This window comes from Synechococcus sp. HK05 (assembly GCF_019104765.1).
In the GTDB taxonomy this organism is placed as follows: Bacteria; Cyanobacteriota; Cyanobacteriia; order PCC-6307; family Cyanobiaceae; genus Vulcanococcus.
The window spans coordinates 20485-45567 of sequence record NZ_JAHRXJ010000010.1 but is presented as its reverse complement, the minus strand read 5'-3'; the positions used below and the strand labels follow the sequence as shown (position 1 = coordinate 45567).

Genomic DNA, 25083 nt, shown 5'->3' with positions numbered 1-25083 from the left:
GCCCCGGCTTGCGCCGGGGCGGGTGGTGTGAGGAATGGTGCATCTCAGTGAGGTGCCCATTGCCGCCGGCTTGGAGCAGTGGGGCGCTGGTGGCCGCGCCGTCACCTCGGCGGTACCCCATCGCTAGCAACGCTGGCTCTACTGCGCCACAACCAGGGTGTTGGTGCCGCTGCGGCGCACCAGCTCGGCGAGGGCAACCATGTCGTTGGAGCGGATCAGGCCGATGCAGCCGGCGGTGCCGCTATTCCAGTTGCGGCCCGCGCTGGGGTCAAGGTGGATGCCCAGCACACGCCGGCCGGTGCTGAATTCCGGTTCGATGCCGATCCAGATCGGGCCCAGCTCCTTGGGGTCGCGGGGTCCCAGGGGTTCGATCGCACCCAGGCGATAGCGGCCTACGGGGAGAGGGGCTTCGCTGCCCATCTGATCGCGGTTGGCGCCTTGGCGGTCGGCCCGGCCACTCACGGCATCGAAATGGCGCACGGGCTCACCGGGAATGTCGAGCCGCAGATCCCAGATCGGGTCCCCAGTGCGTGGCAGCCGCCGTGCGGTGCGCTCCAGGGTGAGCAGTGGCCTCGGCTGCAGCGTTGCCGGCGGTGAGGCCATGCCCAACTCCAGCGTTGTGGCAGCAAGCAGCATCGGCAGGGGCATCCAGTGTCATCAGCGCAGAGCTGATGACAACTAGGCGGCATTGTTTTTCGCTGGTGAACCGAAATCCGGTTGCCTGGCTGGCACCCGCCCTCAGAAGCCGTATGGCAGGCAGGCCTGCTGCACGTCAGCCACTGAGGCCATCACCTCGGTGGGCACGGCATCGCGCATCGGCAGCAGCTTGATCAGCTCTTCCAGTTCGCTGATTTCTTCCTTGCAGAGGTGGGAGCTGCGGCTGTAGGCGGGGTTGCTCTTGAGCGAACTCACCCGTGCTTCGGCTTGCCGGCAGGCCTGGGCGCTGCTGGTTTCAATGCACGACTGCACACCCGTCTCCAGGGTCCAGAGGCTTTGGCCCGCCACGGCGGAGCCGGCGCTGAGCACCATCAGGGCCATGAGGGTGCGATGCAGGGGGCGGCGGAGGAACATCGATCGGGTCCGTTCGCCACCGATTGTGGCGCCGCTGCTGACAACCCTCCAGGTTCTCGCCAGCTTGTTGACAGCGCCTGTGTGTCGATGGCCGACTCCCGTCATCAGATCAGCCGTCAGTTCCGCGTCTGCAATGGCGACGGTTTTGCGCTCAAACACATCGATCCCGGCAGCACCGACCACGCTCAGCCGGGTGGCAAGCAGATGGCTGCCGAGGCTTTGGCGCAGGGGGTGGAGCGCATGGCGGAGCTGCAAGACAAGCTCTATGCCCAGGACCGCTGGGCGTTGTTGCTCATCTTTCAAGCCATGGATGCCGCCGGTAAGGACGGCACGATCAAGCATGTGATGAGTGGGGTGAATCCCCAGGGCTGTCAGGTGAGCTCCTTCAAAGCGCCTTCAGCCATCGATCTCGATCACGATTACCTCTGGCGCGCCAACCAGTGCCTGCCGGAGCGCGGACGCATCGGCATCTTCAACCGCAGCTACTACGAGGAAACCCTGGTGGTGCGCGTGCACCCAGACATCCTGGCCCGGCAACCCATTCCCCCCGAGCTGGTGGGCGACGACATCTGGCAGCAGCGCTACCGCGACATTCGCCACTACGAGGATTACCTGGGCCGCAATGGCGTGGTGGTGCGCAAGTTTTTTTTGCATGTGTCGAAGAAAGAGCAGAAGAGGCGCTTTCTCGAACGGTTGGACAACCCGGAGAAGAACTGGAAATTTTCGGCGGCGGATATCCGTGAGCGGGCCCACTGGGACGCCTACATGGACAGCTACCAGCAGATGATTCGCCACACCGCCACGGAACAGGCCCCTTGGTATGTGGTGCCCGCCGACCACAAGTGGTTCACCCGCCAAGTGGTGGCCGATGCTGTGATTGACGCGCTTGAATCCCTCAACCTCGCCTATCCAACGGTGAGTGACGACGCACGACATGCCTTGGCCGACGCCCGCAAGCAGTTGCTGGAGGAGTGAAGCGCGGAGTTGAGGTGCTGAGTTAGCCGCCGCTGCCCAGTCGCCCCAGGATCAGCAGGCAGACGGCGCCGGCGATGGTCGTGATCTGGTAAGTGAGGTCAACGCGATTGATGCGTTGCATCACGGCGGCATGATCGCTTTCTTGGGCGCGGCTGATCAGGTTGGTGCTCCACACGAACAGCCAGAATTCAGCCGTGGCCATCAGGTAGCCAAACAAATAGAGCTTGTCGAGAAAAGTGAGGTAGTCGAGCGCAGGAAGTTCCGCATGGGCGCCCTCCTGCAGGAACACCAACGTGAGCAGTGCGGTTGAGGGAATCGCGAGGCGAAGGTCGTTGAGATCGCCTTCAAGATTGGGTGCCAGCAGCAGGATCACCATCACGGCCATCCAGGGCAGCACAAACCGATAAAAGGCCGCCCAGCCGTTGGTGCGATAGGTGATTTCAAAGGTTGCCATGCTGTAGTCGCCGGCATTGGCAACACCTTCTTCGCCGAAGCTGGTGGTGTAGGTGTGAATCCCACTGGAAACACGGCTTGCCTCCGTGCTGTAGCCATTCAGGTTGATCGAATCGCCTTTGATTTCGTTGAGATCGGGATTGGGAACCAGGATGATTCCCTCCGATCCCATCGAAAACACCGAGGGACGTGTTTCCACTGAGATGGGCAGCTCCAGGGATTCGAAGGGGAAGTCGCGCAGGTTCTGTTGGTCGTCGTAAAACTTGCTGGAGAATTTGAAGGCCTGAAGGTAGCGATTGCCGGGTAGCCGCTCAGGCTCGCTGCTGTCGGGCTCAATTTGTGAGTCGAAGCCCTCCACCTGATTCACGAGCTCCACCAATTCGGTGATGGGGATCTGGTTGGTTTCGATGATCGTCTGCACGGATTCTGGCCATTTCAGCCAGAACCATCCTTCTGCATTGAACGTTTTATCTTTCAGCGACAGGTTGTAGATATTTTTGATGTGCATGCCCGTCTCGATCTGTCGAGCCGGGCTCACGGCAGGGGCCGGTTTAAGGGTTGGGGCTGGCTCGTCGTTCACCCCCAGCGTGGTGAGGCTGAAGATCCCAACGGCCAGGAAGCTGATCAGGCCTGCCAGCCAAGACCGCTTCAGCTTCATCTGTTGCCTCCATCGTTCGGCAACCGTACCGCTCGTAGGCATGTGCTGACACGGGCGCTCCCCGACCCGGGGATCCGGCGACGATTGAGCGATGTAAATGGAGCAACGGGATGACCGAGGCCAAGCGACCGCTGAGCTGGCTGAAGAAGTTGGTCCCCTCAGCCCTGCGCTCGAGCACAACGAAGTCTGTTGCGCCTGCCTCAACCTCGCCAGTGCCCGCCATGGCGCCCGCACCGGCTCCTGTGAACACCCACGTGGTGTTTCTGCCCCGCGATCCCCAGTGGGCTTACTGCTTCTGGGCGATTAGCGACAGCGACCGCGAGAAGGCCCGTCAGGCCGGTGCCACCAGCCTGTGTCTGCGGGTGGCCGATGTGACTGGCTTGGCCGCGGATCAATCCCACCCCCATGCGCTCCAGGAGTTGGTGGTGGACAACCACGCCAGCGAGTGGTTCCTGCCGGTGCCCGTGGATGGGCGCGACTACCGGGTGGAGCTCGGCTTCCGCCTCCGCAATGGTGGTTGGTATTCCCTGGCGTTTTCAGCCGTGGCTCAGGTGCCGGCCCTCGAGCCGAGCCAGCGGGTGGCCGATGCGTTTGTGCCCTTCAGCCTCGACCAACCCCAGCAGTTCGCCATGCCGGAGCAAGGCGGTGGGGGCGGCGTGCAGCACGAGCAGGTGTATCAGATCGCCACGGCGGCAGGGCTGCGCAGCCGCCGGGTGGGTTCCGAGGTGCTGCATGAAGGCGATGCTGGCCAGCAGGGCCTCCTCAACGACTCGGGCGCCGGCGTGTGGGCCAGCGGCCGCAGTGAATCCGGCAGTGGCCTGGTGCGTCAGCGCTCCTTCTGGCTCGTTGCCGACGCGGAATTGATTGTGTATGGCGCCACCGACCCCAGCGCCAGCCTGTTCATCGGTGATCAGCAGGTGGCGCTGTCGGCTGACGGCACTTTCCGGGTGCACGTGCCGTTCCGCGATGGCCAGCAGCTCTATCCGATCCGTGCGGTTGCTGCCGATGGCGAGCAGGAGCGTTCGATTCGCCTCGAGTTTGAGCGCCGCACCCCCGAAGCGCGTGTGAACACCCGCGAAGACGCCGTGGCCGAGTGGTTCTGAGGAGCGCCGCTCCTCAGCCCACCTTCACCGCCTGGGCAATGCGCTGGAACATGTATCCCATTCCCCGGGCGGTGAGGATCAGCTCAGGGTTTTCGGGATCGTGTTCCAGCTTGGCCCGCAGCCGTGAGATGTGCACATCCACCACCCGGCTGTCGGAGGAGCGCTCTGGCTTGTAGCCCCACACCTTCTCGAGCATGTCGAGACGGCTGATTGGCTCGCCGGAGCGGCTGATTAACAGCTCCAGCAGGTTGAATTCCATGCCGGTGAGGCGGATGCGTTCCTCGGCGCGGAAGGCCTGACGGCGGTTGAAATCCACACTCAGATCACCCACCACCACCACATTGGCGGCTGAACCACCACCGCTGCCACCGCCGGCTTGGCTGGTGCTGGCGCGGCGCATCACGCAGCGAATCCGGGCCTCCAGTTCCTTCGGGCTGAAGGGCTTCACCATGTAATCGTCGGCGCCCAGCTGCAGCCCGGTGATTCGATCGGCCACATCGCCCAGGGCGGTGAGCAGGATGATCGGCACCTCCGATTGGGCCCGGATCCGCTCCACCACGGCGAAGCCGTCCAGTTCCGGCATCATCACGTCGAGCACCACCAGGTCGGGCTCGGAGCCGCGGAACAGCTCGAGCGCTTCGGCGCCATTGCTGGCCATCAGCACCTCGTGGCCCTGCATCGTCAGGCGGGTTTCGAGGATGCGGCGGATGTTGGCCTCATCGTCGGCAACCAGGATCTTGAGCCCTTCGGGACGGCTTCCATCACTGGTTTGACTCATCATCACGACCACTACTTCTGGCAGTTTCACCCTCGAGTGGCGGATGTTCGCCTGTTTCGGGGCGACTGTTACAAGCCCAGGGAGAACGGTTTTCCGTCGTCTGCGGCACCCGCCACGGGCCTGCATCCCAGCCAGGCTGGTTTCAGGACGCGGGAGTTGAGATGCAAGACGTGGTGTTTGAGCTGATCCGTGATCAGCCGGGCCAGCTGGTGGCCACCGCTCGCGCCCAGCACCTGCAGATCCAGGCCACCAACCTCGAGGATCTCCAGCACGAAGCCCGCGATGCGTTGATGGGGCACTACGGGCCCAGTCATGTGGCCTATCGCGTGCGATTAAGGCGGCGGGTTCAGTTTGCGAGAGGTTGCGCACCGGCTGCCGCACCCCTGAAGCGGTGCTAACAACAGGTCGCCTCTGATGCACAGGTCATGCATGCCCTGCTGTTTGCCTCAGCCGTAGCCCCCAAGGGCCTGCCGGTGATTCTTCCTGCGCTCGCCGGTGCCGGGATTCTGATTTTCCTGTCACAGTTGTTTGTGCCCAAAACCTGATCACCACAGGGCCCAAGCGGCCCAACGTGATCTCTGTTGCGGCGGATTTGGGCTGATCCGGTCACAATGCGCCCGCATCCTGTGATCCGTTGTGGCCCAGCCTGACCTGGTTCCCCTCTCCCAGCTTGAGCAGGAGCTGGGAATCAGCCGCGTTGATCTGCTCTTGCTGCTGCGCCGGCTTGGGATCCAGCCAGTCCGGCGTGGCATGCGCACGCTGCTCAGCGTTGATCAGGCCGAACAGCTGGCGGCGCATGTGGGCTCCGGTGCGCCGCTGGAGCCGATCACAGCGGAGTTGGTTTTTGATGAACCCGGCCAGGAGGCTCTGCCGGTTCCGATGGTGGATAGCTGGGGTGAGGCGGCCCGCTATGCCCAGCTGCGGTTGTTGCGCGAGCGCCTGGAGATTCTGGAGACGCTGATGCGCAGCGGCATCGAGCTCGATAGTCGCCCGTTGTGCGATCTATTGGAGGTGCGTCGCTTGCCCGCAGCTCAGCCTTTAGAGGATGGCTCGATTGGCTTCATTCGGCTGGGCCTGCAGTTTTCCCGCATGCAGCGGCCTGGCCAGCGCAGCAGCTGGCGGATCAGCCGAGCCTGAACCGGATGGCTAAGCATCCTGTTGCCTTTGAGGATCTGGCTCGTTGCCTGCGAGCCTTTGCCTTCGGAACCGCGGTGATGGTGGTGGGTCTTGTGGCCCGCTTTCACCCGGCTGAGGCGCTCACCCTGGCGATTCTCGCCACCACCTTGGCCGATCTGCTGCGCATGGTGCGGACCTCGCTGCGGTTGGATGCCGCGCGGACCCGCGAGATCTTCTCCACCTGGCGCCCCAATGGAGCCCGCCTGTTGCAGCGCACGGTGTTGCTGGCCTTCCTGAGCGTGTTGGTGCTGAGCTTCTGTGTGCACGATGTGAAATCGGGGCAGGGGTTGCTGCCTGCTCCCTTGCGCATCAGCTTGTTTTTTGCGGCGCTGTTCACCACCTGGTTGGAATTGCACCTCAGCTTCGCTGTGTACTACGCCAAGGTGTATTTCGCGGGCAATCCCCAGCCATCAGCTGATGGCGATGGGGCGCAGGTGTTTATCTTTCCTGGAACTGATGAGCCATTGTTTACAGACTTCCTGTATGTGGCCTATTCCGTGGCGCTCACCTTTGCGATGAGCGATGTGGATCTGGAAGATGGCTTGGCTCGGCGGATTGTATTGCTGCAGGCGATTGTGAGCTTCCTCTTTTATTCCACCATCTTCAGTATGGTCACCAACTTGATGGTGAGTTAGCTCGAGGCCTGGCGGGTGTGGCTGCGGAAGCTGTTGATGTTGCGCAGCTCCGCCAGCAGCAAGGGGATGTCGGCCAGGAGCACCGTTTGCAGGGGGCTGATTGCCAGCCCTGCGGTGGCCACCGATGAGAGCACATGGGTGAGGCCGATCATCACGGCATTGCCATCGGCGGTGCGTTGGAGGCTGCGGCTCAGCACCACCAGCCGTGGCAGCCACTGGGGATCACGGCTCAAGGAGAGATCACACAGCTTGTTGGTGAGCATTCCGGCTTCATCGAAATCGAGGCCGATGGCCACATCGGCTCGGGCCAGGGCTGGGAGGTCGTGGATCACATCACCGAGGTAGCCCACCCGTTCTCCTTCGGCCTGGTAAGCCTCCAGCCGCTGCAACCGTTGGCTGGCCTCCGCTGGATCATCCACCGAGCGGCCCACGATGGTTACAGCGATACCGAGCTCCTCGAGCTGCTGGCGCACCTGCATCCAACCTTGATTCGGGGTGCGTTTGAGCTTCACCCAGCCCAGGCATTGCTCCCCCTCGCGAAATTCCAGGGGCTCCACCACCACACTTCTGCTCAATCCCGAGGGGTTGCGCTCGCCGCCGTTCCGCACCTGGAGGCGGCGACCGTCTTCAAGCTCAACCTGCCATCCTTCCTGGTTGAGATCGTGCAGCTGTAGCCGCTTCACCGGCATTGGATCGATCACGTTCTCCAACTGTGCGTTGCACAGCGCCACGGTGCTGTCCTGCGCCAGGAAGGCCTGCACGCCGGCGAGGATGCGGACCAGGTCGCCGTGGTGAACCGTGCTCTCGGGCGCGAGTTCTTCGCTGAGCTGGATCTGATTCAGCCGCTCTGCGCAGCTGTGGCTGATCAACAGCCGCTGGATGCGCCCCAGATCGCTCAACACGTTGGGGTTGGCGATGTTGATGCCATGCAGGCGAAGCTCGGCGGCTGCCGCCAGGCGGTTGGCATTGCGGCTGGTTTCCCAGTCGTTGATGGGATTGAACTGGAAGGCGGCCAGGGCTTGCTCGCTGGAACCGCGTAGGGCCCAGAAGCTGCCCAGGGCGAAGAGCAGCGGATTGATCAAGCGCTGGCCCGCCATCCGTGTCAACGCATTTCCATGCTCTGGCGGCGGTGGCGGCAGTTGGAAGAGGGGGCAGTCGGCGAAGGCCTGCAGCACCTCCAGCTCAGCGGAGCCGGAGAGCACCAGGCAACCCGGCTCCAGCGCATCGCCTTGGTTGTATTGCCGCGGATGCCAGTCGCCCGTGAGTTGGCGATTGATGGCCACCAGTTCACCTTGGATGATCCGGCAGGGAACGAAGAGCGGATCACCGCTCTGCAACTGGATGCGTGCTCCCTGGTGGAGCTCGCCGATCGGTTGCTCCATCCCATCGGGTGCCGTGCGCACCGTTTCCTGCTCGGCGAGCCTGCTGATCAGATTGCGGTAGTCAGCCCGGCTCAGTTCGTGGTGGCTCACCTCCTGCAGGATCTTGCTGCCGTCGTCGAGGGCGAGATCCATCAGTGCCTCGCGCGGCAGCCCTTGCTGCAGCAACACAGCGCTGAAGCCGAGATCCAATGCCTCCACAGGCACGATGCGCCGTTGCCGCAAGGTGCGAAGCAGCTCCAGCACCACGGGCAGCATCAAGAGGGCTGTCGCCCCCTGCAATGCCAGCAGTGGCACCCCCACCAACCAATCCACCCCCAGAACACCAGCGCAGAAGGCCGCGTGGCGCAGAGTTCGGTGGCTGCGGGGGGCGCGCTGGCTGATGTCTTGAAGCGCCGTGAAGCCATGGGGCAGGTTGAGCGCCAGCTGCAGGAGCGCGTCCAGCCCCCCTCGACGTTTGGCCGGGAAGCGCAGGCTGAGGCTTCCGGCCATGGGGTTGATGCGGAAGCCTTCCAGCCAGTGACAGCCCGTGAGCACGGTGCGGCAGTGGCGTCGCAGCGCCTCTGAGTCACCGAGCCCGCTGCAGCGCAGCCTGACCCGGCCCGGCAGATCGCTGCGGATCTCCCAGATCGGAGACGGTGCGATCACTCCCACCTCAGGCTGCCGTGGCCGTGGTGAAGGGGCGCCGCAGCTTGAACGCTGTTTCCACCAGCACAAAGGCCAGGAGCAGCAGGGGCAAGCCAGGGGCCAGCGGCAGGATTAACCCCACAATTCCCCCCAGCAGAAGCACCGCGGCCAGGCTGAGCAATCCGCTGGCCATCAGAAAGCTGATCAGATTGGCCGGTGCGAGCAGCCAACGCTTCACGCAGGAGGGCTGATCGCGCACCACCTGCACCTTCACCTGCACCACCTCGGGCTCAGGTGGGGTGGCCCCACTGCGCGCCAGGGCGGCCACCAGCGTTTGCCAGCCCTCTTGCTGTTGATCGTGGTCTGCGGCTTTGGCTTCGAGCAGCAGCGTGCTGCAGTGGCGATTGAGGCGCCAGCGCCAGGCTGAAGATTGCAGGGCCGCTTCCAGTTCCCGCTGCAGTTGATCCCACTGAATCGGTGTGGCGCTGCGCAGGCGGTAGCGCCACCGCCCCGGCAGGGAATGCACCAGTTCAGCGCAGCTGGCCAGCATCGATCAAGCGCTGGCTTGGCGGTAGGTGTTGGAGCGGTCGCAATACGACCAGGCAATGCCTGCTGGATCGAGCGATTGAATCCAGCTGCCGAAATCGCCGCGCTTGCGCCGTGCGGTGATGCTCTGGTGGGCAACACCCAGTCGCTTGGAGAGCGCCGCCAGGCTGATGGCTTGGGGGTGTTCCACGGTGGGTTGTTGAACAGCCACCGGCTTTACAACCGCTGGGGCTTTGTCTTGCGCGGCGGGTGCAGGGTTGGCAGCGGCTGGGGCCAGTTGCTTGCCTTTGAACCCCAGCACGCGCATGGCGTTGGCGGCAGCCACCAGGCAGGAGCCGTTGTTGAGCAACACGGCGGCGATCGGGCTCACCGGCAGGAAGGTGCCCAGCACGAGGGCGGACAGGTTCGGCACACCCACGATGCCGATGTTCTGCTTCACAAGGCCGAAGGTTTCGCGGGCCAAATCCTGGGCCACGATCAGATCCGACACCTTGTCGTTGGTGAGCACGATGTCGGCCGTTTCGCGGGCCAGATCGCTTCCGGAGGCAAACGAAATCGACACATCGGCGTAGGCAAGGGCTGCGGAGTCGTTGATGCCGTCGCCCACGAAGGCCACCTTGTGGCCCTGCTGGCTCAGTTGTTGCACCAGCTTCGCCTTCTCATCGGGGAGGGCATCGGCGTGCACTTCCTCAGGCCGGAGGCCCAGGCGCTTGGCTACGGCGTGGGCCACGCTGCTCACATCACCGGTGAGCATGTGGGCCTGAATGCCGCGGCGGTGCAGCTCAGCCACCATCGCCTGGCTGTCGGGCCGCAGCGCATCGGCGGCGTAGATCACCGCCACCACGGTGCCATCCACCGCCAGATACACCGGGGTAGCGGTTTCCAGCTCGGGATCCACGCTCGGCGTGGCGGGCTCGAGGTTTTCTTCGCGCAGGAGCTTGGCGTTGCCCACCAGCACCTGGTGGCCATGGATCGTGGCGGCGACGCCCCGACCGATGCGGTAATCCCAGGCCTCGCATTCATCGGCACTCACGCCGAGCTCTTCGGCGTGCTTCACGATCGCCTCGGCCACCGGGTGGTTGAGGCCCTGCTCCGCTGAGGCAGCAAGCTGCACCAGCTTGTTGATCGAGTGGGCGCCGCTCACCACTTCTACATGCACCACGGAGGGGTGGCCCTGGGTGAGGGTGCCGGTCTTATCGAACACCACCACATCGATATCCACCAGCTGCTCGAGGGAGCGGCCGCTGCGGATCAAGAGGCCCTGGCTGCCGGCGCGGGTGAGGGCGGCCATGATCGCCGTGGGCACGGACACGCGCAGGCCGGTGCCCAGATCGAACATGAGCAGCGAGGCGGCTTGGGCGATGTTGCCGCCGCTCAGCAGCAGCGACAGGCCAGCCAGCGCCAACGTGGGCAACACGAAGCGGTTGGCTACCTTGCCGGCCACGTTGCCCACGCGGGTGTCGTACACGGGGGCCGATTCGATCATCGCGGTGATCTGACCCACCCGGGTGGCTTCGCCCACGGCCTGGGTTTCCACCACGAGGTTGCCCTCCAGCAGGATGAAGCCCGCCAGCACTTCATCGCCGGGGCCGGCGTGGCGGGGGACGGATTCACCGGTGAGCTTCACCACATCCAGTGAACCCTCGCCGCTGTCGATGCGGCCGTCCACCGGTATCTGATCGCCGGGGAAGAGGGCGATGCGATCGCCCGCCTGCAGGCTTGTGCTGGGCACGATCACCTCGGCGCCATCCACCAGCAGGCGCACATCGGTCTGCAGGCTGGCGAGCAGATCGGTGTTCGCCGAGTGGGCGATGCGCTGGGTGGCGTCGCGCACCGCTTCACCGCCCTCGATCATGGTGATCATCATCGCCGGGCCCACCAGGAAGCCCTCCAGGCTGTGGAGGGTCACCGCTAGGGCATCGAGGAAGTCAACGTTGATCTTCCGTTCTTCCTTCAGGCCTTGCCAGGCGCGCTTGAAGCTCAGGTGGGCCGATACAAGGATGAAGCCGGCCACCGCCAACGGCGGCAGGGCGAGCGGGCCGGCCAGCAGGGCCAGGGCCAGGGAGCTCACCGGCAGGATGATGCGGCTCGGAACGAAGCTGTCGTCGTCCTCGCCTTCAGCATTGTTGGCCGCTGGTTTGCTGGCCGCTTGGCCGCTGGGTTGGGCGGCCAGCTTTTCAAGGGCTGGCAGCGCTCCAGGCAGCTGTTTCAGCCATTGCAGGGGATCAATCCCGGCCTGACGCTCGAATTCCACCACGCAGCATCCAGCCACGCTGTTGAGGCGGACATGCTTCACCTCGCTGGCCTGGCCCAAGGCCTGCTCCAACTGGGGCCAGCTGCTGCTGCTGCCGCCCACGCGGAAGCGCACCCGCCGTGGGCTGTGGTGCAGCACCTGCTCCACGGTGTAACCCACAGCCGATTGGCCGCCCCGCGCCACGGGTACAACCGAGAGGTGAGTGGGACGATGCGTTTCAGCGAGCACGGCAGCAGGGGGAGAAGGGATCAGCGACAGGCAGGGAGCGTTGGCGCGCTCAGTCGACCTTCACCTTCGTGATGGCCTTCTCGCTGGCTGCAGGGCTGGCGTCGGTGTCCGTGGCGGTGTCGTCCATCTCGGATTTCGCTTCAGCCACCAGATCCACGAGCGACTCGGCTGCTTCCGCTGCGGTGCGGGCCACGTTGCGGGCGGCGGTGCCAGCCACCCCAGCCACGGTGACGCCCACCTTGATGCCGTTCTTGGCCATGGATTTGCCCACGCTGCTCATCGAGTCGCCGAGCTGGTGATTGCCCATGCGACGCACCATGGGAGCGAGTGCAACGAGACTGGCGCCAACCCCAAAGGCGAGGACGGTTTCGAACTCGAACATGGGGAGGCGCCTTGCCAGAATTCGACGCACTGTAAAGCGAATCTGCAGGTCTGACGCTGCACCGCGGCACACATCAGCAAACAAGTAGTTATCAATGGATTTACCGGGATTGGGTTTGCACTTTGTGAGCGCTGACCTGCCCTCCCTGGCCTGTGCGGTTGTCGCCGCACAGCCCCGCGGTGCGGTGCTCGATCTCAGTGGCGAGCAGTGGCTCTCGCAGCTTGCCGGGGTAGAGCCTGCGCTTGAGCTGCGCACCTACAGCGCCGTTCCTGATGCGCTCGCGCTTTGGCAGCAGCTCGAGCCGCGTTTGGCCGATTGGTTGCAATTGCTGGAGCTGCAGGCCGTGCAGCCTTTGTTGATTCCGCCTCTACCCGGGGTTGACATGCTTCTGCGCTGTTTGGTGCTCGCAGAAGCGCTGGAGAAGGCTGCTGAGCTCACGGTGCTGCTGCCCGCGCCGGCTGAGGCCCTGGCTTTGCTGGAGCTGGCTCGCACCGGGCCCTCCCTGGTGGAAACCCTGCTGGAGCCCCTGTTGAGTTGGTGGGATCAGACCCGCCAATCCCTGGCCAGCCTGGAGTTGGTGCTGCGCCTGCGTTTGCCATCCTCCGCAAGCTTGCGATTGGATCAGCGCTGGCGCAGCCGGCTGGAGCACATGGCGGCTTTGCTCGCCCCCGGGGGGCCTTGGCAACTGAGCCTGGCGCTGGAGTGTGCTGGCCCCAAGGCCGAGCTGCTGCGGCAGCGGATGAGCTGCTACAGCTTGCGCGGTTTCATGCCCACGCGCCTGGGCTTGCATGGCCCGGCGGCCGCAACGGTGTTGGCACAACGGCCCGATTGGTGGCCCGAGCAACTGCCCGGCGTGGAGCTCGCCCATCCCTTTGCTCCAGATGCTGTGGCAGCCCTGTTGCAAGTGGAGGCGTTTGGGCTGGAGGGGGCTGTGGATGCCGCCGCAGGCACGCTGAGGCTGCCCCTGCCTGGTGTGATCAAGGCCGAGCTCGACGTGCAGCAGAGCGGCACCACAGTGGTGTTGCTGGTGGGAGGGCAGCGGCGCCTGGTGGATGTTCCGGCAAGCCTTGCGGGCAAAACCTGCTCAGGTGCCCGGCTGGAGAGCGGCTGGCTCGAGTTGCGCTTCCTCTGACTTCTCGGGCCGCCAACCCAGCCACCACGCCATCAGAAAAAACGGAGTGCCAGGCAGGATGGGCAGGGCCCAACCGGCGATCGCCAACGCCATCAACACCTTGATGGATCCCTGCCGCGTCTCGCCCAACCAGAGCTCCAGCGGGGTGGGTGGCGTCGCCGGACCATGCAGCTGTTGGGCATCCAAGGCCGCCTGAAGCAGATCCGCAGCCAAAGCTGGGCAGACCACCCGGTCGGGATGATGGCTGATCACCACGCCGTGGCGGTGAGCTGTAGCCCTCACCTCCACACCAGGGTGGATCCGCTCCAGCTGGTTGCGGATCAGCTCCAGCTGAGCGGCGCTGATTTCAGTGGTGCAGTGGATCCGGAGCCGATGGGGCAGCTGATGACGAATCACCAGTGCGCTCAAGGCTCCGGATCGACTCACTTGGCCGCTTTGCTGGGCTGAGCCAGATCGGCGCGGGCTTCGGCGAGCACATCGGTGAAGCTCTCGCCCACCTCAGCGAGGCCACGGCCGATGCCCTTCACGGCGCTGGAGGTTTTGTCGGCCACCACCAGACCAAGTTTCAGTCCTTGCTTGGTAATGCTGCGACCGGTGCCGCTCACGGCGCCAGTGATCTTGCTGTCCTTTCCAGCCACGGCTGCCACCACGGGGGCCAGAGCCATCAATCCGGCACCGAGACCGAAGGCCAGCAGAGTCTCGAGCTCCAGCATGACGAATCAGAGTGGATGTTGCGCCCGAAGAGTAACGCTCGCTGGCGGCTCTCGCTTCCATTCCGCTCGGGATTGAGCAGCATGGTGTGCGTGTCGGCACATCGATCGGGAGCCCCAGGTGCACGCCTTGCCTTGTCAGTTGATGCACGCCACAGCGCAGAGACTGCGCCTGCGCTACCCGGCTGACCAGCCGGCCTCGGTTGTGGAGGATCTGGTGGCAGCCCTTTCGGCTCAGGCCTGGGTGCGGGACGTGCAATGGCGGCAGGCCAGCCGCAGTGTGGTGATTGAGCTGGCCAGCGGCTGTTCTGAGCTGCGCTGGCAGCTGGCGCTCACGGATCTCGGCTGCGCGCTGGTGGATCAGCGCCGCCACGACCCCATAACCGATTCGCCCTGGGAACGCATGACCCGCCAGATCGGCGGAAACATCGTGGGAGCCGCGGTGGGCCAGGTGGTGCTGGGTACAGGGGCTGGACTGGTGGGGGCTTGGTTGCTTGGACCGCGCGCCGGCTTGATGGCTGGAGCGGCTGGGGCTGTGGTGGGGTCGGTGGTGGGATCCGTGGCTGGAGGCGAGCTGGCCGATGGCGAGAGCCCGTTGCGCAAGGGCGATCTGGGGGCCATCTCCATCCGCAAGATCGGCGGCAAGCTCGGCGAGGAGGCTGGTTGGAGCACCGGTGGCGCCATTGGTGCGGCCTTGGCTGGGCCCGCCGGAGCCGTGGCGGGAATGACCCTGGGCTCCATCGTGGCCGGCCAAGCCGTGGAAGATCTGATTCAGAACCATGGCCGTGCCAAGGGGGTTGGCCGGCTGAGTTGGCTGGTCGCGCTTGGTGAGGATCAAGCCGGTGAGCGCGTCACCGAAACGGTGATGGGTGGATTAGGCCGAGGTCTCAGTGGTGGCCAGGAGTGGGGCGCTCGCCTGGGCACCCGATTGGGCGCTTCGGTGGGCCGCAAGATTGATTGGGCCAGCAGTTGGAGCCGCCGTCAACTGGTGAGCCGGATCAAGCCCCGGTCTCCACTCCCAGCCACGTAACGGCGAGGGTGTGGAGCTCAAAACAGGCCGCATGCACCTCAAGCTGCCCGCTCTCAATGCGCTCGCGCAGCAAGGCACTGGTGTTGATCAGCTCGCGTGCTGTGATTTTCGAATGGATGTTGTACGCCGCGGATAGATCAACCGGAGGTACAAGCGCTAATCCACCGGCCTTGAGCCCGTTGCGAATGTGCCCCACGTGATCCATCAGCGTGGGTGTGAGCAGGTGCTCGGGAGCGCAGGCGGCCCCCACCGCTCCGCAACCGGAGTGGCTCATCACCACCACCACCGGCACATTCAGGGCCTCCACGGCGTATTCCACGGAAGCGAGGCTGCCGGGTGTGGAGGCGTTACCGGCGTTGCGGATCACGAATAAATCACCGAAGCCGCTGTCGAATAACAGTTCAACGGCCACGCGCGAGTCCGAGCAGGTGAGCACGGCGGCCTGAGGTGTTTGGCCCGTCTCCAGCTCGTGCAACCGAGCTTGGCTGGCATGGGGGTGGATCGATCGCGCCTCGCGGAAGCGTTCATTGCCCTGCTGCAGGGCTTGGATCACTTCAGAGGGGCTGGCAGGAGAGGTCATGCTGGTTAGTGTGCCGCTCGCGAGGCGATTGTGCCGTGAGTGCATCTCATCCAGCCTGTTTCCGCGATAGCAGTCGCTTCCTGCGCGCCTTGTCCGTGGGGATCGTGGTCACCCTCGTGCTGATGGAGCCAATCCGTTTGCGAGAGGCCTTCCCGATTGGGTTTCTGGCGGCAATCGTGTTTGACCAAACGATCTATTTTCTAGAGTCGTTTCGTGTGAACGCACGCGAAACGCGCGAGATCTTTGGCCGTTGGCTGCCGAGCCGGGCTCTGCTGCTCGAGCGCACCGTGATCTTCACGTTTATCAGCGTGGGCCTCCTCAGCCTCTGCGTGCGTGATGTGCATAGCGGCGACTCAGTGTTGCCGCAGGAATGGCGCACGCTGGTCTATTTCGCCTCATTGTTTGCGGTTTGGCTGCAAATGCATAATGGCTTCGCCATTTATTACGCTAAAAAATATTTTAGTCTCAATCCGCTGCCGTCTGCTGATGGCCCCAATCCTCAGGGTTTCGTGTTTGCAGGCTCGGATGAACCGGAATTTACTGATTTCCTGTACGTTTCTTACGCTGTTGGCCTCACCTATGCGATGAGTGATACCAACCTCGAAGACAGCTCCGTCAGGCGTGTGGTGTTGTTTCACTCGGTTGTCAGTTTTTTGTTTTATTCCACTGTTATCTCGGCGGTGGTTAACCTCATCACATCGGGCTGACGTTCTGGATCGATCCGGCTTGTACTGTCTGCCTTGCAGCGTTGCAGTGTGCTAAGCGCGACAGCAAGATTTTCTGGTATCGCTAACACTGTTGGCGACGCCGTGTCGGGCCTTCGATGTTTGAGTTGATTGCTTTTGCCTGCGTCTTGAATATCGATACCTTTTGTGCGGCCTTCGCCATGGGCGCCAGGCGCTTCTCGCGGCGGCGGGCTTTGTCCTATGGGGCTTCTGCGGCGTTGTCTGGAGCCTTGGCTATTGCTCTTGGATTTATTCTGGGCGATCTCACGAAAAGTTATGTCGGCGCCTATCAGCACTGGGCCATCTTCTTGGTGCTGGGTTGCATCGGTGCGCGCATGATCAGTAATGGCCTATCCGTGGATCCGCAGGTCTCTACTGAAGTGGCGAAAAAGAAGAAGCAGCGCTTCTTGAAAATCCTGCTTGTTTCGATTGCCACGAGCATCGATAATGCGGCCGTCGGCGTGACCCTCTCACTGGCTGGAAAGTCGTTGCTTCCTTACGCTTTTGTGATCGGATCGAGCGCGTTTCTCTTTGTGCTGCTGGGGTTGCTGGTTGCCAAGAACTTTCCTGTTCGCTATTCCGCTCATCTCGAGACCCTGGGCGGCATTCTGCTGGTGGGGCTTGGGCTCAAGTACGCCATCTTTTGATGGCGTTTAATGCCGTGTTGTGGTAGGTGCTGGTGCAGGTTGATCTGGCCCAGGGAACGTCGATCTGGGTTCAGTTCACAAAACGTTTATAGAGCCAGCGCACAAACCCCCCGATCACGGGTACGGGTTCAAACGTGGGACCCACGAAATCGAAATAGTCACGGTGATCGATGATCAATCCGGCCTCGTTGAACAGTAGGCGGGTGGTGCCGGGGTAGATGAACTCAATGCCTTTGATCTTCAGCCCCATCTCCCACTCCACAAAAGCGGTGTTGCCCTCCATCGCGATCGCGCCAGGTGTGAGATACACGTCATCGCAGCGGCGCAGCAAGCCCTCCTGGGCCGCCAGGTAGGCCTCGATCCCCTGCTGTTTCTGGGTGGGGTCTTCAAACACCACCTCCTGGCTGTAGGCCGCCCGCCATTGCTCTGGGCTCGGGCCTGGGGTGCCATAGGGCTTGGTGAACAGGGCGCGCAGGCTGGAGGTGTCCACGGTGATTGGCGGCGGCGTTCATTGTGGCCAAGTTGCTGCGGCCGTTGCCATGCTGAATTCAGCTGAAGCAGCCGTGGATGGTGGGTTCCGTGGGCGTGGAGCGCGACCCGCTGAAGCTGTTGCTGGATCAGGAAAGCCAGCGCCTGCAGTGGTTGCTGCCGGTGCGCCACAGCCGCATGGCGGAAAGCGCGTTTGCTTACTTCCGCGGCGCGGCGGCAGTGATGGCGGCTGATCTAGCTCGCCAGAACCACTCCGGCCTGATGGTGCAGCTCTGTGGTGATGCCCACTTGCTGAATTTTGGCTTCTTTGGCTCGCCGGAACGGCAGCTGTTGTTTGGCATCAATGATTTCGATGAAACCTTCCCGGGCCCCTACGAGTGGGATGTGATGCGCCTGGCCACCAGTTTTCTGCTGGCGGCCCGCAGCAATGGCCTGGCTGAGGCGGAGCAGGAGGCCATCTGTTGCCGGGTCCTGCGCAGCTACGCCAAAGCCATGCATCAGTTTGCGGCCATGCCATTCATCCCGATGTGGGTGGCCCGTTTGCCGCTGGAGCTCTGGATCAAGGAGCGCGGCAGCCGGTCGTTCCGGGAGCACCTGCGCCGCGTGGTGGCTTCTGCATTGCATCGCGACAGCCGCCAGGCCGTGCGCAAGCTGTGCGAAACCGACGCCAATGGCGGGCTTCGCTTTCGCCACGATCCGCCCTTGCTTTGGCGGCATGGGGAATTGCCTCCAGATTTACTGGGTGGACTGCATTGGCGGGAGTGGGCGGAGCATTTGTTTGAGAGCTACAAAGACACGCTGCGGGCTGAGATGCAGCATCTGCTCTCGCGCTATCGCCTCGTGGATGCAGCGCTCAAGGCCGTGGGGGTGGGGTCGGTGGGTACCCGCTGTGCAGTGGGGTTGTTTCTGGGCGAATGCCCCGATGATGTGCTTGTGCTCCAGAGCAAGCAAGCCGTGCCATCGGTGCTGGCTCCCTACTTACCAGGGCCAGCACCGGAGCATCAAGGCGAGCGGGTGGTGCAAGGCCAGCGCTTGTTGCAAACCGCCAGCGATGCGTTCCTCGGTTGGACCCGATCGCTGCTCCACCACGACTTCTACTGGCGCCATTTTCGCGATTGGAAAGGCTCTGTGGAGGTGGAGTGCCTGGATGCCGATGGCCTGAAGGATTACGCGAGAATTTGCGGCTGGACCTTGGCCAAGGCTCATGCTCGCTCGGGTGATCGCCGAGCGATTGCCGCCGATGTTGGAGCGCCGAAACGTTTTGCACAGCGGCTCCTGCCTGGGGCGCTCGAGCATGCCCAGTGGGCCCAGGATGATCACGCCCTGCTGTTGGAGGGCATTGCCCGCGGCCAGATTTCATCCAGCCCCGTTGTTTAAGCGCCTGGTGAGCTAGCTACCTAAGTTGGGAGGCCGGTCGTTTTTGACGATGTCCAAGCCAGACTCGCAACCGCAATACCTCTACGAACCGCACGAAGCCTTCGGCGAAGGCCTCACCACCCGCCGGCCCTGGAACACCACAGCTCTGGCTGGGGTTGAGCGGTTGAACGGTCGTGTGGCGATGCTCGGCTTTGCGGCAGCTCTGGTGGGTGAATGGATCACGGGCCATGGCCCGGCCGGTCAGGTGTTGGATTTGCTGCGCTGGTATCTCTCCTAAGCACAAAAAAAGCCCCGGGCAAACGCCTGGGGCTGATCGATTCGGCTCCAGGAGCTAGAGCTTCAGAAGCAGAAGGGCAGGAACTGGGTGCGGCAGGCGGCATAGCCATCAACCAGTGGGCCCAGGCCAATCTGGTGCGCAATGCCCGCGCCAGTGATGGCTTCCGTGAGGATGCCGATCACAATGCCGAGCATGGCGGCGCGGCCATTGAACAGCTCAACGCGCTTCAGCTGTTCCATGTGGATCTGCTGGGTGGCGCGATCCCAATACCACTTGTCGTTGGCGGGGCTGTTGGTCATGGCTTCAGCCCAGACCGATCTGGGAGAGGATGCCCTGGCCGGTGAGCAGCTCGGTGCCGAGGCCGATCACGAAGCCGAGCATGGCGAGGCGACCGTTCCAGGTTTCGGCGAAGCCGACGAAACCGAAGCGGGAGGTGGAGTCGGACATGAGACGTAACGGAACGTTTCAACAACCGTAACGGATCGTGAAGGCTTTTGGGCTATGGGTGGGCAAATCCCGGTGAGGGGTCCAACACGCAGGCGCCCGGCCGATGGGTTAGGGCTGTTGGAGCGGTTCTGGCTGGACAGTGCCTTCCAGGCCGCCTCGCTAGAAGGGCGTTTTGCGGATGAGCCCGATCTTTCCCTGCAAGGGTTGCGGCACGTTCATCGAGCGCTCAACCCAGCACTACCGGCGGGTGAAGGGGCAGGTGCTCTGTTCCAGCTGCTCGGATGCAAGGCAGGCTGAGGCGGCTCAGGCACGGCCCGGGTTCTGGCGTCGCCTGCTTCAGCGCGTCAGCCGGCGGCGCGAAGGCGCGTGCTGATGCCAAGGCCCACCTCGATCGGCACCGTTCCATCAGGCCGTAGGGCCTGAGGGGTGGAGTGCAGGGCCTGCAGCAGTTGGGCCCGCTGTTCGGGGCTCAATTGGAGCAGCTCGGCGAGGGCGTGAGGGTCGATGCAGCCCAGGCGGGCGCTGGCGAGATCCGTCACGGGGGGCTCTACCACTGGGGATGTGGCGGACGCTAGTCGCCACATCTAGTGGTGTCATCGCTTTGTTGTCGGCTCGGAATCAACCCGCTTGGGCGCTCACCGGCGAGGGGTGATGCGCTCCCAGGCCAGGTCGAACAGGACGTAGATCAGGGTGAGGCCGATGTGGATTTCGAGCGACTGCTGGATGCCGGTGAACAGGGCCGTAAAGGCAATGGCGACCACCCTGTAGGCCAGGGCTTTCCAGATCAACGGGCGCTGGATCAAGGGCCTGCCTTCGGCATCAGATCGCGAACCTTCACTATGCCGTGGCTTGCCGGCGTCTTCTGCTTTAGAGGCCTTCGCAGTGCTGCACAGCCTTGAGGTAGATGAGTTTTCCGGGGCCGCTCTGCCCCTGCAGCGCTTTGTTCTCGCGCAGCTGGATCTGGGCATCCACGCAGCGGTTGTAGCGATGCGCTTTCACGGCCTGGGGGATCTGAAGCAGGGCGATCGCTGCGAGGCTGAGGCTGCTGATGGCAGCCAGCACGGGGTAGGCGTGGGCGCGCACCATCTCGCGCGGCGTGAGCTGTTGCGCGGTGTGATCGCTCATCGCGGTCTGACGACTGCGCTGATGATGCCCCGTTGACAGCGCGCTGCGGCGTGGCTAGTACAGGTGTACTTCGCTCCTGGGGTGATGGCTGTTGCGTCCCCGTATGCCGTGTTCCGCGCTGTTGATGTGATCTGGCCGCCCCAGGCGCCGTCGGTGGAGGCAGTGGCTCACCATGTGCCCACCGCCGCCGCTCCCGTGCGCCGGCCTCGCAAGCGCCGCGTGAAGGGCGCTGTGCAAGGAGAGCTGTTCCCTGTGGTGGCTGGGATGCCGGGTGGCTTGTGGGTTTGATCAGCGGCGGCGCAGCAGTTGCTTGGGCCAGCTGCGTGGGCCGTCATTGTCGCGCACCTGCAGTTGCGCCATGGAGCATGCCAAGCGCAAGCCACCGCGGCGCAGCACGTCTGCCCCATGCCAGAGCACTGCACCGCTGAGGAGTAGCCAGGCCAGCAGGTGCAGGTGATACGGAAAGGCATCGAGTTGGCCTGTGCGTAGCCAGTCTTCCTGCATCAACTTGCCGCTGCCGATCGCCAGCAGCAGGCCGATCAGTGCGGCGGCATTGGCCGGTTGGCGGAGCCGTGCCCGCCCAGCACTCAGGGCATAGAGCGCAAATAGCAGCGCCACCGGCCAGAGCAAAACGCCCACCGTGCCGTGGATGTCAATCCAGTCGCCGGGCAGTGCCGGCAGGCTGAACCACCGGCCATCGTGATTGGCGAACACCACCAGCCCGCTCAGCCAGGCCAGGGGCATGAGCAGGGCGGTGCATCCGTGCAGCAGTCGCAGCAGCGAGGGTTGGTAGGGGATGGGGCGGTTCATGTCGCCTGCCGGCCGCGGTGAGGGTGATCTTTTAAGCCAAGGGATCAGGGGCTGCCATCAAGCTGAAGTGATCGCGATCGTGATCATCGCTGTCGTGCCCATCGCTGCTTCCGAGGGAATGCTCGCCGTCGTCGTGATACACAACGCCGCCAACGCTGCGAACATCGTCATCGTGATGATCCTCGCGGCCGCCGTCGTGGCGTTCATGGGAATGATCTCTCTCGTGGTAGCCGGAGTCGCCACCTGAAATGATCGGGTCGTCGCTGAATGCCGTTGAAGCTGTCGTGAGCGAATCGTGGTTGCGCTCACGGTTGCGGTCACGATGGTTGCGGCGGTGATCTCGATCACGCCGATTGCGTTTGTGGTCGCGAGACATGGGCTGATCCCGGAGAACGTTTTCACCGTATGCAGCCTCCCGTGAGGAACTCGTGAGGCCCTCAGCGTGGCTGGCAGCTGTAGAGATCAGGCCCTTGTGGCGTGATCTCGGAAGCCTTCTCTTCCAGCCGGCAGCTGAGCTTGGGGCTGGATGGATCCTGATCGCTCAGCACCCACTGCTGCTGCTCGCTGTGGCGCAGTTGGCGGCGCGCTTTGGCTCCTGTGATCAGCTCTCGATCCAGATACCAGTTGAGGCTGGGCCGCTCATCACCTTGCAGCAGCAGGGGGGCTGACCCATCCGCGCCCAGCCGTGGCTGCATCCAGGCCGCCACCGGCGGCACGCTCCAGCTCTCCGCCAACTCCCACAGCCAGATCCGGCTGGCAAAGAGATCAAACAAGGCCAACCAGAGCAGCGCCACGAGCACAGCGGCGCCCCACTGGCGCCAGCGCCGCTGACTGCTGATCAGCAAGCTTCCCCCCAGCAGCAGGGCGAATGCCACGGGCAGGCTCACCCCAACGGGCAGCGGCAGTTGCCTATGGGCCACCAGAAACCCAGCCCCCGCCACGATCCAGAGCCAGGGCACCCATGGCAGCACGCGCCTGCAGAGCCACAACTTGGAGCTGTGGCGTTGGATCAGTTGAGCCAACAGCGGACCCACGCTGATCACAAACGACGGCCAAAGCAAATGGCTGTACCAGGGCAGCTGGGTGCGCAGCGGCAGCACGGCCGCGGCGGTGATCACGGTGAGGCCAATACTCCAGAACCCCCAGCGCGTGCCGCGCTCTTGCAGGGCCACCACCATGGCCAGCGGCCAGAGTGAGAGCCAGGGCCAGCCGCCCTCCAGCACTTCCGTTACGGGCACCAGCCAGCCACCGCTGTGGCCCTCCAGCGAGCTCACCACCCGTGCCAGGCCTTGGCTGCCCCACATGGTGAGGCCTTCAGGCCCTCGCGCCAGGAGGTGCCAGCCATGCCAAAGGATCCCAGGCAGGAGCCCGATGGCGATCCAGCTGAGTAAGGGCAGCCATTGCCGAGGCCGCCAGCGCCGCTCCAAGCCCAGCATCAGGCAAGCCCCCGCGAGCAACGGCAGGCTGGCGGGGGCTTTCAACAGCATGATCGCTGAAGCAGCCCCGCCGGCGATCAGCCCCCAGCGGCACTGGTCAGCGGGCTTCGGATCCGGCGGCAGGCTCAGCAGGGCCCACCATTGCAGAGCCACGGCGCTGATCAGGCTGCCATCGAGCATCGCGAGGCGCCCATGACGCATCAGGGGCAGCAAGGTGAGGGCGATGGCTGCGCTGCAAACGGCTGCCAGACGATCCCCCGGTCGCAGGCGCCATTGCACCAGGGCCAGCAAGGGCACGATCAAGCTGGAGCCCAGAGCTGGAATCGCCCGCACCACCCATTCGGGTGGCACCGCCGCCGCGGCCTCAACCCCAGCCACGCTGCGCCAGAGCCCAATGGCTGCGGCGATCAGGGTGTGCAGTAAGGGCGGCTTGTTGAGGTAGGGCTCGCCCCAGAGCGTGGGCAACAAGTTGGCGGGGAAGGGGCGGAGGCTGATTTCCTGCGCTACCCGAGCCACGAGGGCCTCGTCCCAATCCCGCAGGGGGAGATCACCGAGGTGGCTGAACAACAGCAGGATTGCCCCAAGCCAGAGCAGACCAACCCACCAACGCCACACCATGGAGGCGGCGCCGCGGCGCCCAAAAACTCACCCTTTCAGGGTTGGGTGAAGAACTCGTGAAGGAGCGGTGAAGATTGGATCCTCAGGCCGCCGCTGGCAGTTGCACCACCATGCGGCAGCCACCGCTGCTGGCGGTCTTCGCTTCGATTGCGCCCCCATGCACCCGTGCGATCCCGCGGGCAATCGAGAGCCCAAGCCCTGCGTTCGGCCCGCTGCGGGCCGCATCGGCTTGCCAGAACCGCTCAAACACCAGCCGGCGTTGCGCGGCGGGAATGCCTGGACCCTGGTCGTCCACCACCACCATCACCTGATGGCCGTGGGGGTGGATCCGCACATCCACGCCCTTACCCGGCGGGGTGAATTGCATGGCATTCACCAGCAGATTGCTGAGCAAGCGCCGGAGCTGGTCGGGGTTGCCGTGAATCAGGGCCGGCCGTTGTAGGGCCGCCTTCAACTGGAGCTGTTGGCTGGTGGCTCGATCCTGGTACAACGCCACCAAATCCTCCGCGAGATCGCAGATGTCAAAGCGCTGCCAGTGCTGCTGATCCGGTGCGGAGCGATCCAGGCGCGTGAGCAGCAGTAGATCATCCACCAGGCTGCTCATCTCCGCTGTGGCCTGGTCGATGCGAGCGATTTTGTCGGCCAGTTCCGGGTCAGCACGCTCCAGTTGCCCCCGTTCCCGGGCCGCACCAATCACCGCGCGAATGGCGGTGAGGGGATGGCGCAGTTCATGGGAGGCATCGCTGGTGAAGCGCATCAAGCGGCGCAGTTGATCGCGAATCGGTTTGAGTGAACTGCCCACCATCCATTGGCTCAGCACCGCTGCGGCCAGGGCGCCCACGGCACCACCCACCACCAGGCCATTGCGCAGGCGCAACATCTCACGGTCGGTTTGGGTTGTGGAGATTGATGTGAACACGTAGCCCTCCAGCTCACGGTTGGAGGCGGTGCTCTCCCGCAAATACACCGGCCGCCAATAGGCCACGCCGTTGGGCACGGTGATGAACTGGCGCTCCTCTGGCTGGGCCAAGGCCTCTAGCGCCTTGAGATCGGCAGGCATGGCACCGAATTGGCTGAGGATCGTGCGGTCTTTATCGAAAAGAACAATCTTCTTGTGCTGCAACGTGGAAGCCTGCGATTCCAAGCGTGCGGTATGGCCTGATTCACGCAGCAGCTGTTGATGGGGCAGCTGGTTGTACTCCTCCATTTCATGCAGGATCAGCGGCATTTGCGAGGCCGCCGTGGAGGCCAGCTGCTGCACCTGTTCGCGCAACAAAGCGGTGCGGGCGCGGCTCACCTCCAAAAACACAGCGATGCCAAACATCACCAGCACAAAGCTGGAGATCACCACGTATCGCCCGGTGAGCTTCCAGCGGATCCGGCTGAGATCGGGCTCCATGGCGGCAGATCGACTG

General features: G+C 63.8%; 33 protein-coding genes. 12 read left to right on the top strand and 21 right to left on the bottom strand.

Features of this window, described 5'->3' with window-relative positions; genetic code table 11:
- Positions 1-138: 138 nt before the first annotated feature.
- Positions 139-648, bottom strand: a complete 510-nt coding sequence (locus KUL97_RS08660; RefSeq protein WP_217796586.1) for a L,D-transpeptidase — start codon at positions 646-648, stop codon at positions 139-141.
- Positions 649-738: 90 nt separating this feature from the next.
- Entirely contained in the window at positions 739-1071 is a 333-nt protein-coding gene (locus KUL97_RS08655; RefSeq protein WP_217796585.1) for a hypothetical protein, read from the bottom strand.
- 87 nt (positions 1072-1158) lie between these two features.
- Between KUL97_RS08655 and KUL97_RS08650 the strand changes: the two genes are divergently transcribed.
- Positions 1159-2046, top strand: coding sequence for a polyphosphate kinase 2 family protein (locus tag KUL97_RS08650; RefSeq protein ID WP_217796584.1), 888 nt, complete (start codon positions 1159-1161; stop codon positions 2044-2046).
- A 22-nt stretch (positions 2047-2068) separates the two neighbouring features.
- On the opposite strand, the gene KUL97_RS08645 is transcribed toward KUL97_RS08650, so the two are convergent.
- The gene (locus KUL97_RS08645; RefSeq protein ID WP_217796583.1) at positions 2069-3157 is read right to left on the bottom strand and encodes a hypothetical protein; all 1089 of its coding nucleotides are present in this window, start codon (positions 3155-3157) and stop codon (positions 2069-2071) included.
- A gap of 221 nt (positions 3158-3378) precedes the next feature.
- On the opposite strand from KUL97_RS08645, the gene KUL97_RS08640 reads away from it, so the two are divergent.
- On the top strand, positions 3379-4260 hold the full coding sequence (locus KUL97_RS08640; protein ID WP_217796582.1) for a DUF4912 domain-containing protein: 882 nt from the start codon (positions 3379-3381) through the stop codon (positions 4258-4260).
- Positions 4261-4273: 13 nt separating this feature from the next.
- Here the strand turns inward: KUL97_RS08640 and rpaB are convergent, their stop codons facing one another.
- Both rpaB and KUL97_RS08630 read right to left on the bottom strand, forming a co-directional pair.
- Positions 4274-5038 (bottom strand): response regulator transcription factor RpaB, encoded by a 765-nt coding sequence (gene rpaB, locus KUL97_RS08635; protein ID WP_217796580.1) that lies wholly within the window; start codon positions 5036-5038, stop codon positions 4274-4276.
- Between the two features lie 68 nt (positions 5039-5106).
- On the bottom strand, positions 5107-5352 hold the full coding sequence (locus tag KUL97_RS08630) for a hypothetical protein (protein WP_217796578.1): 246 nt from the start codon (positions 5350-5352) through the stop codon (positions 5107-5109).
- A 322-nt stretch (positions 5353-5674) separates the two neighbouring features.
- Here KUL97_RS08630 and KUL97_RS08625 point away from each other — a divergent pair, with 322 nt between their 5' ends.
- On the top strand, positions 5675-6175 hold the full coding sequence (locus KUL97_RS08625) for a hypothetical protein (RefSeq protein ID WP_217796577.1): 501 nt from the start codon (positions 5675-5677) through the stop codon (positions 6173-6175).
- A gap of 5 nt (positions 6176-6180) precedes the next feature.
- Entirely contained in the window at positions 6181-6849 is a 669-nt protein-coding gene (locus KUL97_RS08620) for a DUF1345 domain-containing protein (RefSeq protein ID WP_217796576.1), read from the top strand.
- On the opposite strand, the gene KUL97_RS08615 is transcribed toward KUL97_RS08620, so the two are convergent.
- From KUL97_RS08615 to KUL97_RS08600, 4 genes are read right to left on the bottom strand one after another with little or no spacing between them, the layout of a single operon-like run.
- The gene (locus tag KUL97_RS08615) at positions 6846-8876 is read right to left on the bottom strand and encodes a hypothetical protein (RefSeq protein ID WP_217796575.1); all 2031 of its coding nucleotides are present in this window, start codon (positions 8874-8876) and stop codon (positions 6846-6848) included. The genes KUL97_RS08620 and KUL97_RS08615 overlap by 4 nt on opposite strands.
- Positions 8877-8883: 7 nt before the next feature.
- Entirely contained in the window at positions 8884-9405 is a 522-nt protein-coding gene (locus KUL97_RS08610; protein WP_217796574.1) for a hypothetical protein, read from the bottom strand.
- A 3-nt stretch (positions 9406-9408) separates the two neighbouring features.
- Positions 9409-11883 carry a heavy metal translocating P-type ATPase gene (locus tag KUL97_RS08605; RefSeq protein WP_368656126.1) on the bottom strand — a complete coding sequence of 825 codons (2475 nt, stop codon included), beginning with the start codon at positions 11881-11883 and terminating at the stop codon, positions 9409-9411.
- Between the two features lie 49 nt (positions 11884-11932).
- Positions 11933-12265, bottom strand: coding sequence for a hypothetical protein (locus tag KUL97_RS08600; protein ID WP_217796573.1), 333 nt, complete (start codon positions 12263-12265; stop codon positions 11933-11935).
- Between the two features lie 124 nt (positions 12266-12389).
- Between KUL97_RS08600 and KUL97_RS13900 the strand changes: the two genes are divergently transcribed.
- Positions 12390-13397 (top strand): hypothetical protein, encoded by a 1008-nt coding sequence (locus tag KUL97_RS13900; RefSeq protein WP_217796571.1) that lies wholly within the window; start codon positions 12390-12392, stop codon positions 13395-13397.
- Here the strand turns inward: KUL97_RS13900 and KUL97_RS08590 are convergent.
- Together KUL97_RS08590 and KUL97_RS08585 are read right to left on the bottom strand one after the other, a co-directional pair.
- Positions 13350-13823, bottom strand: a complete 474-nt coding sequence (locus KUL97_RS08590; RefSeq protein ID WP_217796570.1) for a hypothetical protein — start codon at positions 13821-13823, stop codon at positions 13350-13352. The two genes, KUL97_RS13900 and KUL97_RS08590, sit on opposite strands and share 48 nt — an antisense overlap.
- Positions 13820-14110, bottom strand: a complete 291-nt coding sequence (locus tag KUL97_RS08585) for a hypothetical protein (protein WP_217796569.1) — start codon at positions 14108-14110, stop codon at positions 13820-13822. Before KUL97_RS08585 ends, KUL97_RS08590 begins: the two co-directional genes overlap by 4 nt.
- Positions 14111-14252: 142 nt before the next feature.
- Between KUL97_RS08585 and KUL97_RS08580 the strand changes: the two genes are divergently transcribed.
- Positions 14253-15137, top strand: coding sequence for a hypothetical protein (locus KUL97_RS08580; RefSeq protein WP_217796568.1), 885 nt, complete (start codon positions 14253-14255; stop codon positions 15135-15137).
- On the opposite strand, the gene KUL97_RS08575 is transcribed toward KUL97_RS08580, so the two are convergent.
- Positions 15106-15717: a carbonic anhydrase gene (locus KUL97_RS08575; protein ID WP_217796566.1), complete on the bottom strand. Its 612-nt coding sequence runs from the start codon at positions 15715-15717 to the stop codon at positions 15106-15108. The two genes, KUL97_RS08580 and KUL97_RS08575, sit on opposite strands and share 32 nt — an antisense overlap.
- Before the next feature lie 104 nt (positions 15718-15821).
- Between KUL97_RS08575 and KUL97_RS08570 the strand changes: the two genes are divergently transcribed.
- Together KUL97_RS08570 and KUL97_RS08565 are read left to right on the top strand one after the other, a co-directional pair.
- On the top strand, positions 15822-16424 hold the full coding sequence (locus KUL97_RS08570; RefSeq protein ID WP_368656125.1) for a DUF1345 domain-containing protein: 603 nt from the start codon (positions 15822-15824) through the stop codon (positions 16422-16424).
- Between the two features lie 116 nt (positions 16425-16540).
- Positions 16541-17089: a manganese efflux pump gene (locus KUL97_RS08565; RefSeq protein WP_217796565.1), complete on the top strand. Its 549-nt coding sequence runs from the start codon at positions 16541-16543 to the stop codon at positions 17087-17089.
- Positions 17090-17159: 70 nt separating this feature from the next.
- Here KUL97_RS08565 and KUL97_RS08560 read toward each other — a convergent pair whose 3' ends face one another.
- Positions 17160-17579, bottom strand: coding sequence for a nuclear transport factor 2 family protein (locus KUL97_RS08560; RefSeq protein ID WP_217796564.1), 420 nt, complete (start codon positions 17577-17579; stop codon positions 17160-17162).
- Between the two features lie 77 nt (positions 17580-17656).
- On the opposite strand from KUL97_RS08560, the gene KUL97_RS08555 reads away from it, so the two are divergent.
- Positions 17657-18955, top strand: a complete 1299-nt coding sequence (locus KUL97_RS08555; protein WP_217796563.1) for a DUF2252 domain-containing protein — start codon at positions 17657-17659, stop codon at positions 18953-18955.
- A 49-nt stretch (positions 18956-19004) separates the two neighbouring features.
- Positions 19005-19232 carry a chlorophyll a/b-binding protein gene (locus tag KUL97_RS08550; RefSeq protein WP_217796562.1) on the top strand — a complete coding sequence of 76 codons (228 nt, stop codon included), beginning with the start codon at positions 19005-19007 and terminating at the stop codon, positions 19230-19232.
- A gap of 62 nt (positions 19233-19294) precedes the next feature.
- On the opposite strand, the gene KUL97_RS08545 is transcribed toward KUL97_RS08550, so the two are convergent.
- The 5 genes from KUL97_RS08545 to KUL97_RS08525 all read right to left on the bottom strand — a co-directional run bounded on the left by KUL97_RS08545 (position 19295) and on the right by KUL97_RS08525 (position 20804).
- Entirely contained in the window at positions 19295-19531 is a 237-nt protein-coding gene (locus tag KUL97_RS08545; RefSeq protein WP_217796561.1) for a chlorophyll a/b-binding protein, read from the bottom strand.
- A 4-nt stretch (positions 19532-19535) separates the two neighbouring features.
- A complete protein-coding gene (locus tag KUL97_RS08540) occupies positions 19536-19679 on the bottom strand; it encodes a chlorophyll a/b-binding protein (RefSeq protein ID WP_217796560.1) in 144 nt (47 codons plus the stop codon).
- 344 nt (positions 19680-20023) lie between these two features.
- Positions 20024-20218: a hypothetical protein gene (locus KUL97_RS08535; RefSeq protein ID WP_217796559.1), complete on the bottom strand. Its 195-nt coding sequence runs from the start codon at positions 20216-20218 to the stop codon at positions 20024-20026.
- Between the two features lie 96 nt (positions 20219-20314).
- Positions 20315-20482, bottom strand: coding sequence for a hypothetical protein (locus KUL97_RS08530; protein ID WP_217796558.1), 168 nt, complete (start codon positions 20480-20482; stop codon positions 20315-20317).
- A gap of 64 nt (positions 20483-20546) precedes the next feature.
- Positions 20547-20804: a hypothetical protein gene (locus tag KUL97_RS08525; RefSeq protein ID WP_217796556.1), complete on the bottom strand. Its 258-nt coding sequence runs from the start codon at positions 20802-20804 to the stop codon at positions 20547-20549.
- An 84-nt stretch (positions 20805-20888) separates the two neighbouring features.
- Between KUL97_RS08525 and KUL97_RS08520 the strand changes: the two genes are divergently transcribed.
- On the top strand, positions 20889-21092 hold the full coding sequence (locus KUL97_RS08520) for a hypothetical protein (protein ID WP_217796555.1): 204 nt from the start codon (positions 20889-20891) through the stop codon (positions 21090-21092).
- Here the strand turns inward: KUL97_RS08520 and KUL97_RS08515 are convergent, their stop codons facing one another.
- Positions 21093-21614 carry a cytochrome b/b6 domain-containing protein gene (locus KUL97_RS08515; protein ID WP_217796554.1) on the bottom strand — a complete coding sequence of 174 codons (522 nt, stop codon included), beginning with the start codon at positions 21612-21614 and terminating at the stop codon, positions 21093-21095.
- On the opposite strand from KUL97_RS08515, the gene KUL97_RS08510 reads away from it, so the two are divergent.
- Positions 21613-21861 (top strand): hypothetical protein, encoded by a 249-nt coding sequence (locus tag KUL97_RS08510; RefSeq protein ID WP_217796553.1) that lies wholly within the window; start codon positions 21613-21615, stop codon positions 21859-21861. The two genes, KUL97_RS08515 and KUL97_RS08510, sit on opposite strands and share 2 nt — an antisense overlap.
- A 190-nt stretch (positions 21862-22051) precedes the next feature.
- On the opposite strand, the gene KUL97_RS08505 is transcribed toward KUL97_RS08510, so the two are convergent.
- Both KUL97_RS08505 and KUL97_RS08500 read right to left on the bottom strand, forming a co-directional pair.
- Entirely contained in the window at positions 22052-23668 is a 1617-nt protein-coding gene (locus KUL97_RS08505) for a glycosyltransferase family 39 protein (protein ID WP_217796552.1), read from the bottom strand.
- Positions 23669-23750: 82 nt separating this feature from the next.
- On the bottom strand, positions 23751-25067 hold the full coding sequence (locus KUL97_RS08500; protein WP_217796550.1) for a HAMP domain-containing sensor histidine kinase: 1317 nt from the start codon (positions 25065-25067) through the stop codon (positions 23751-23753).
- Positions 25068-25083 lie beyond the last annotated feature (16 nt).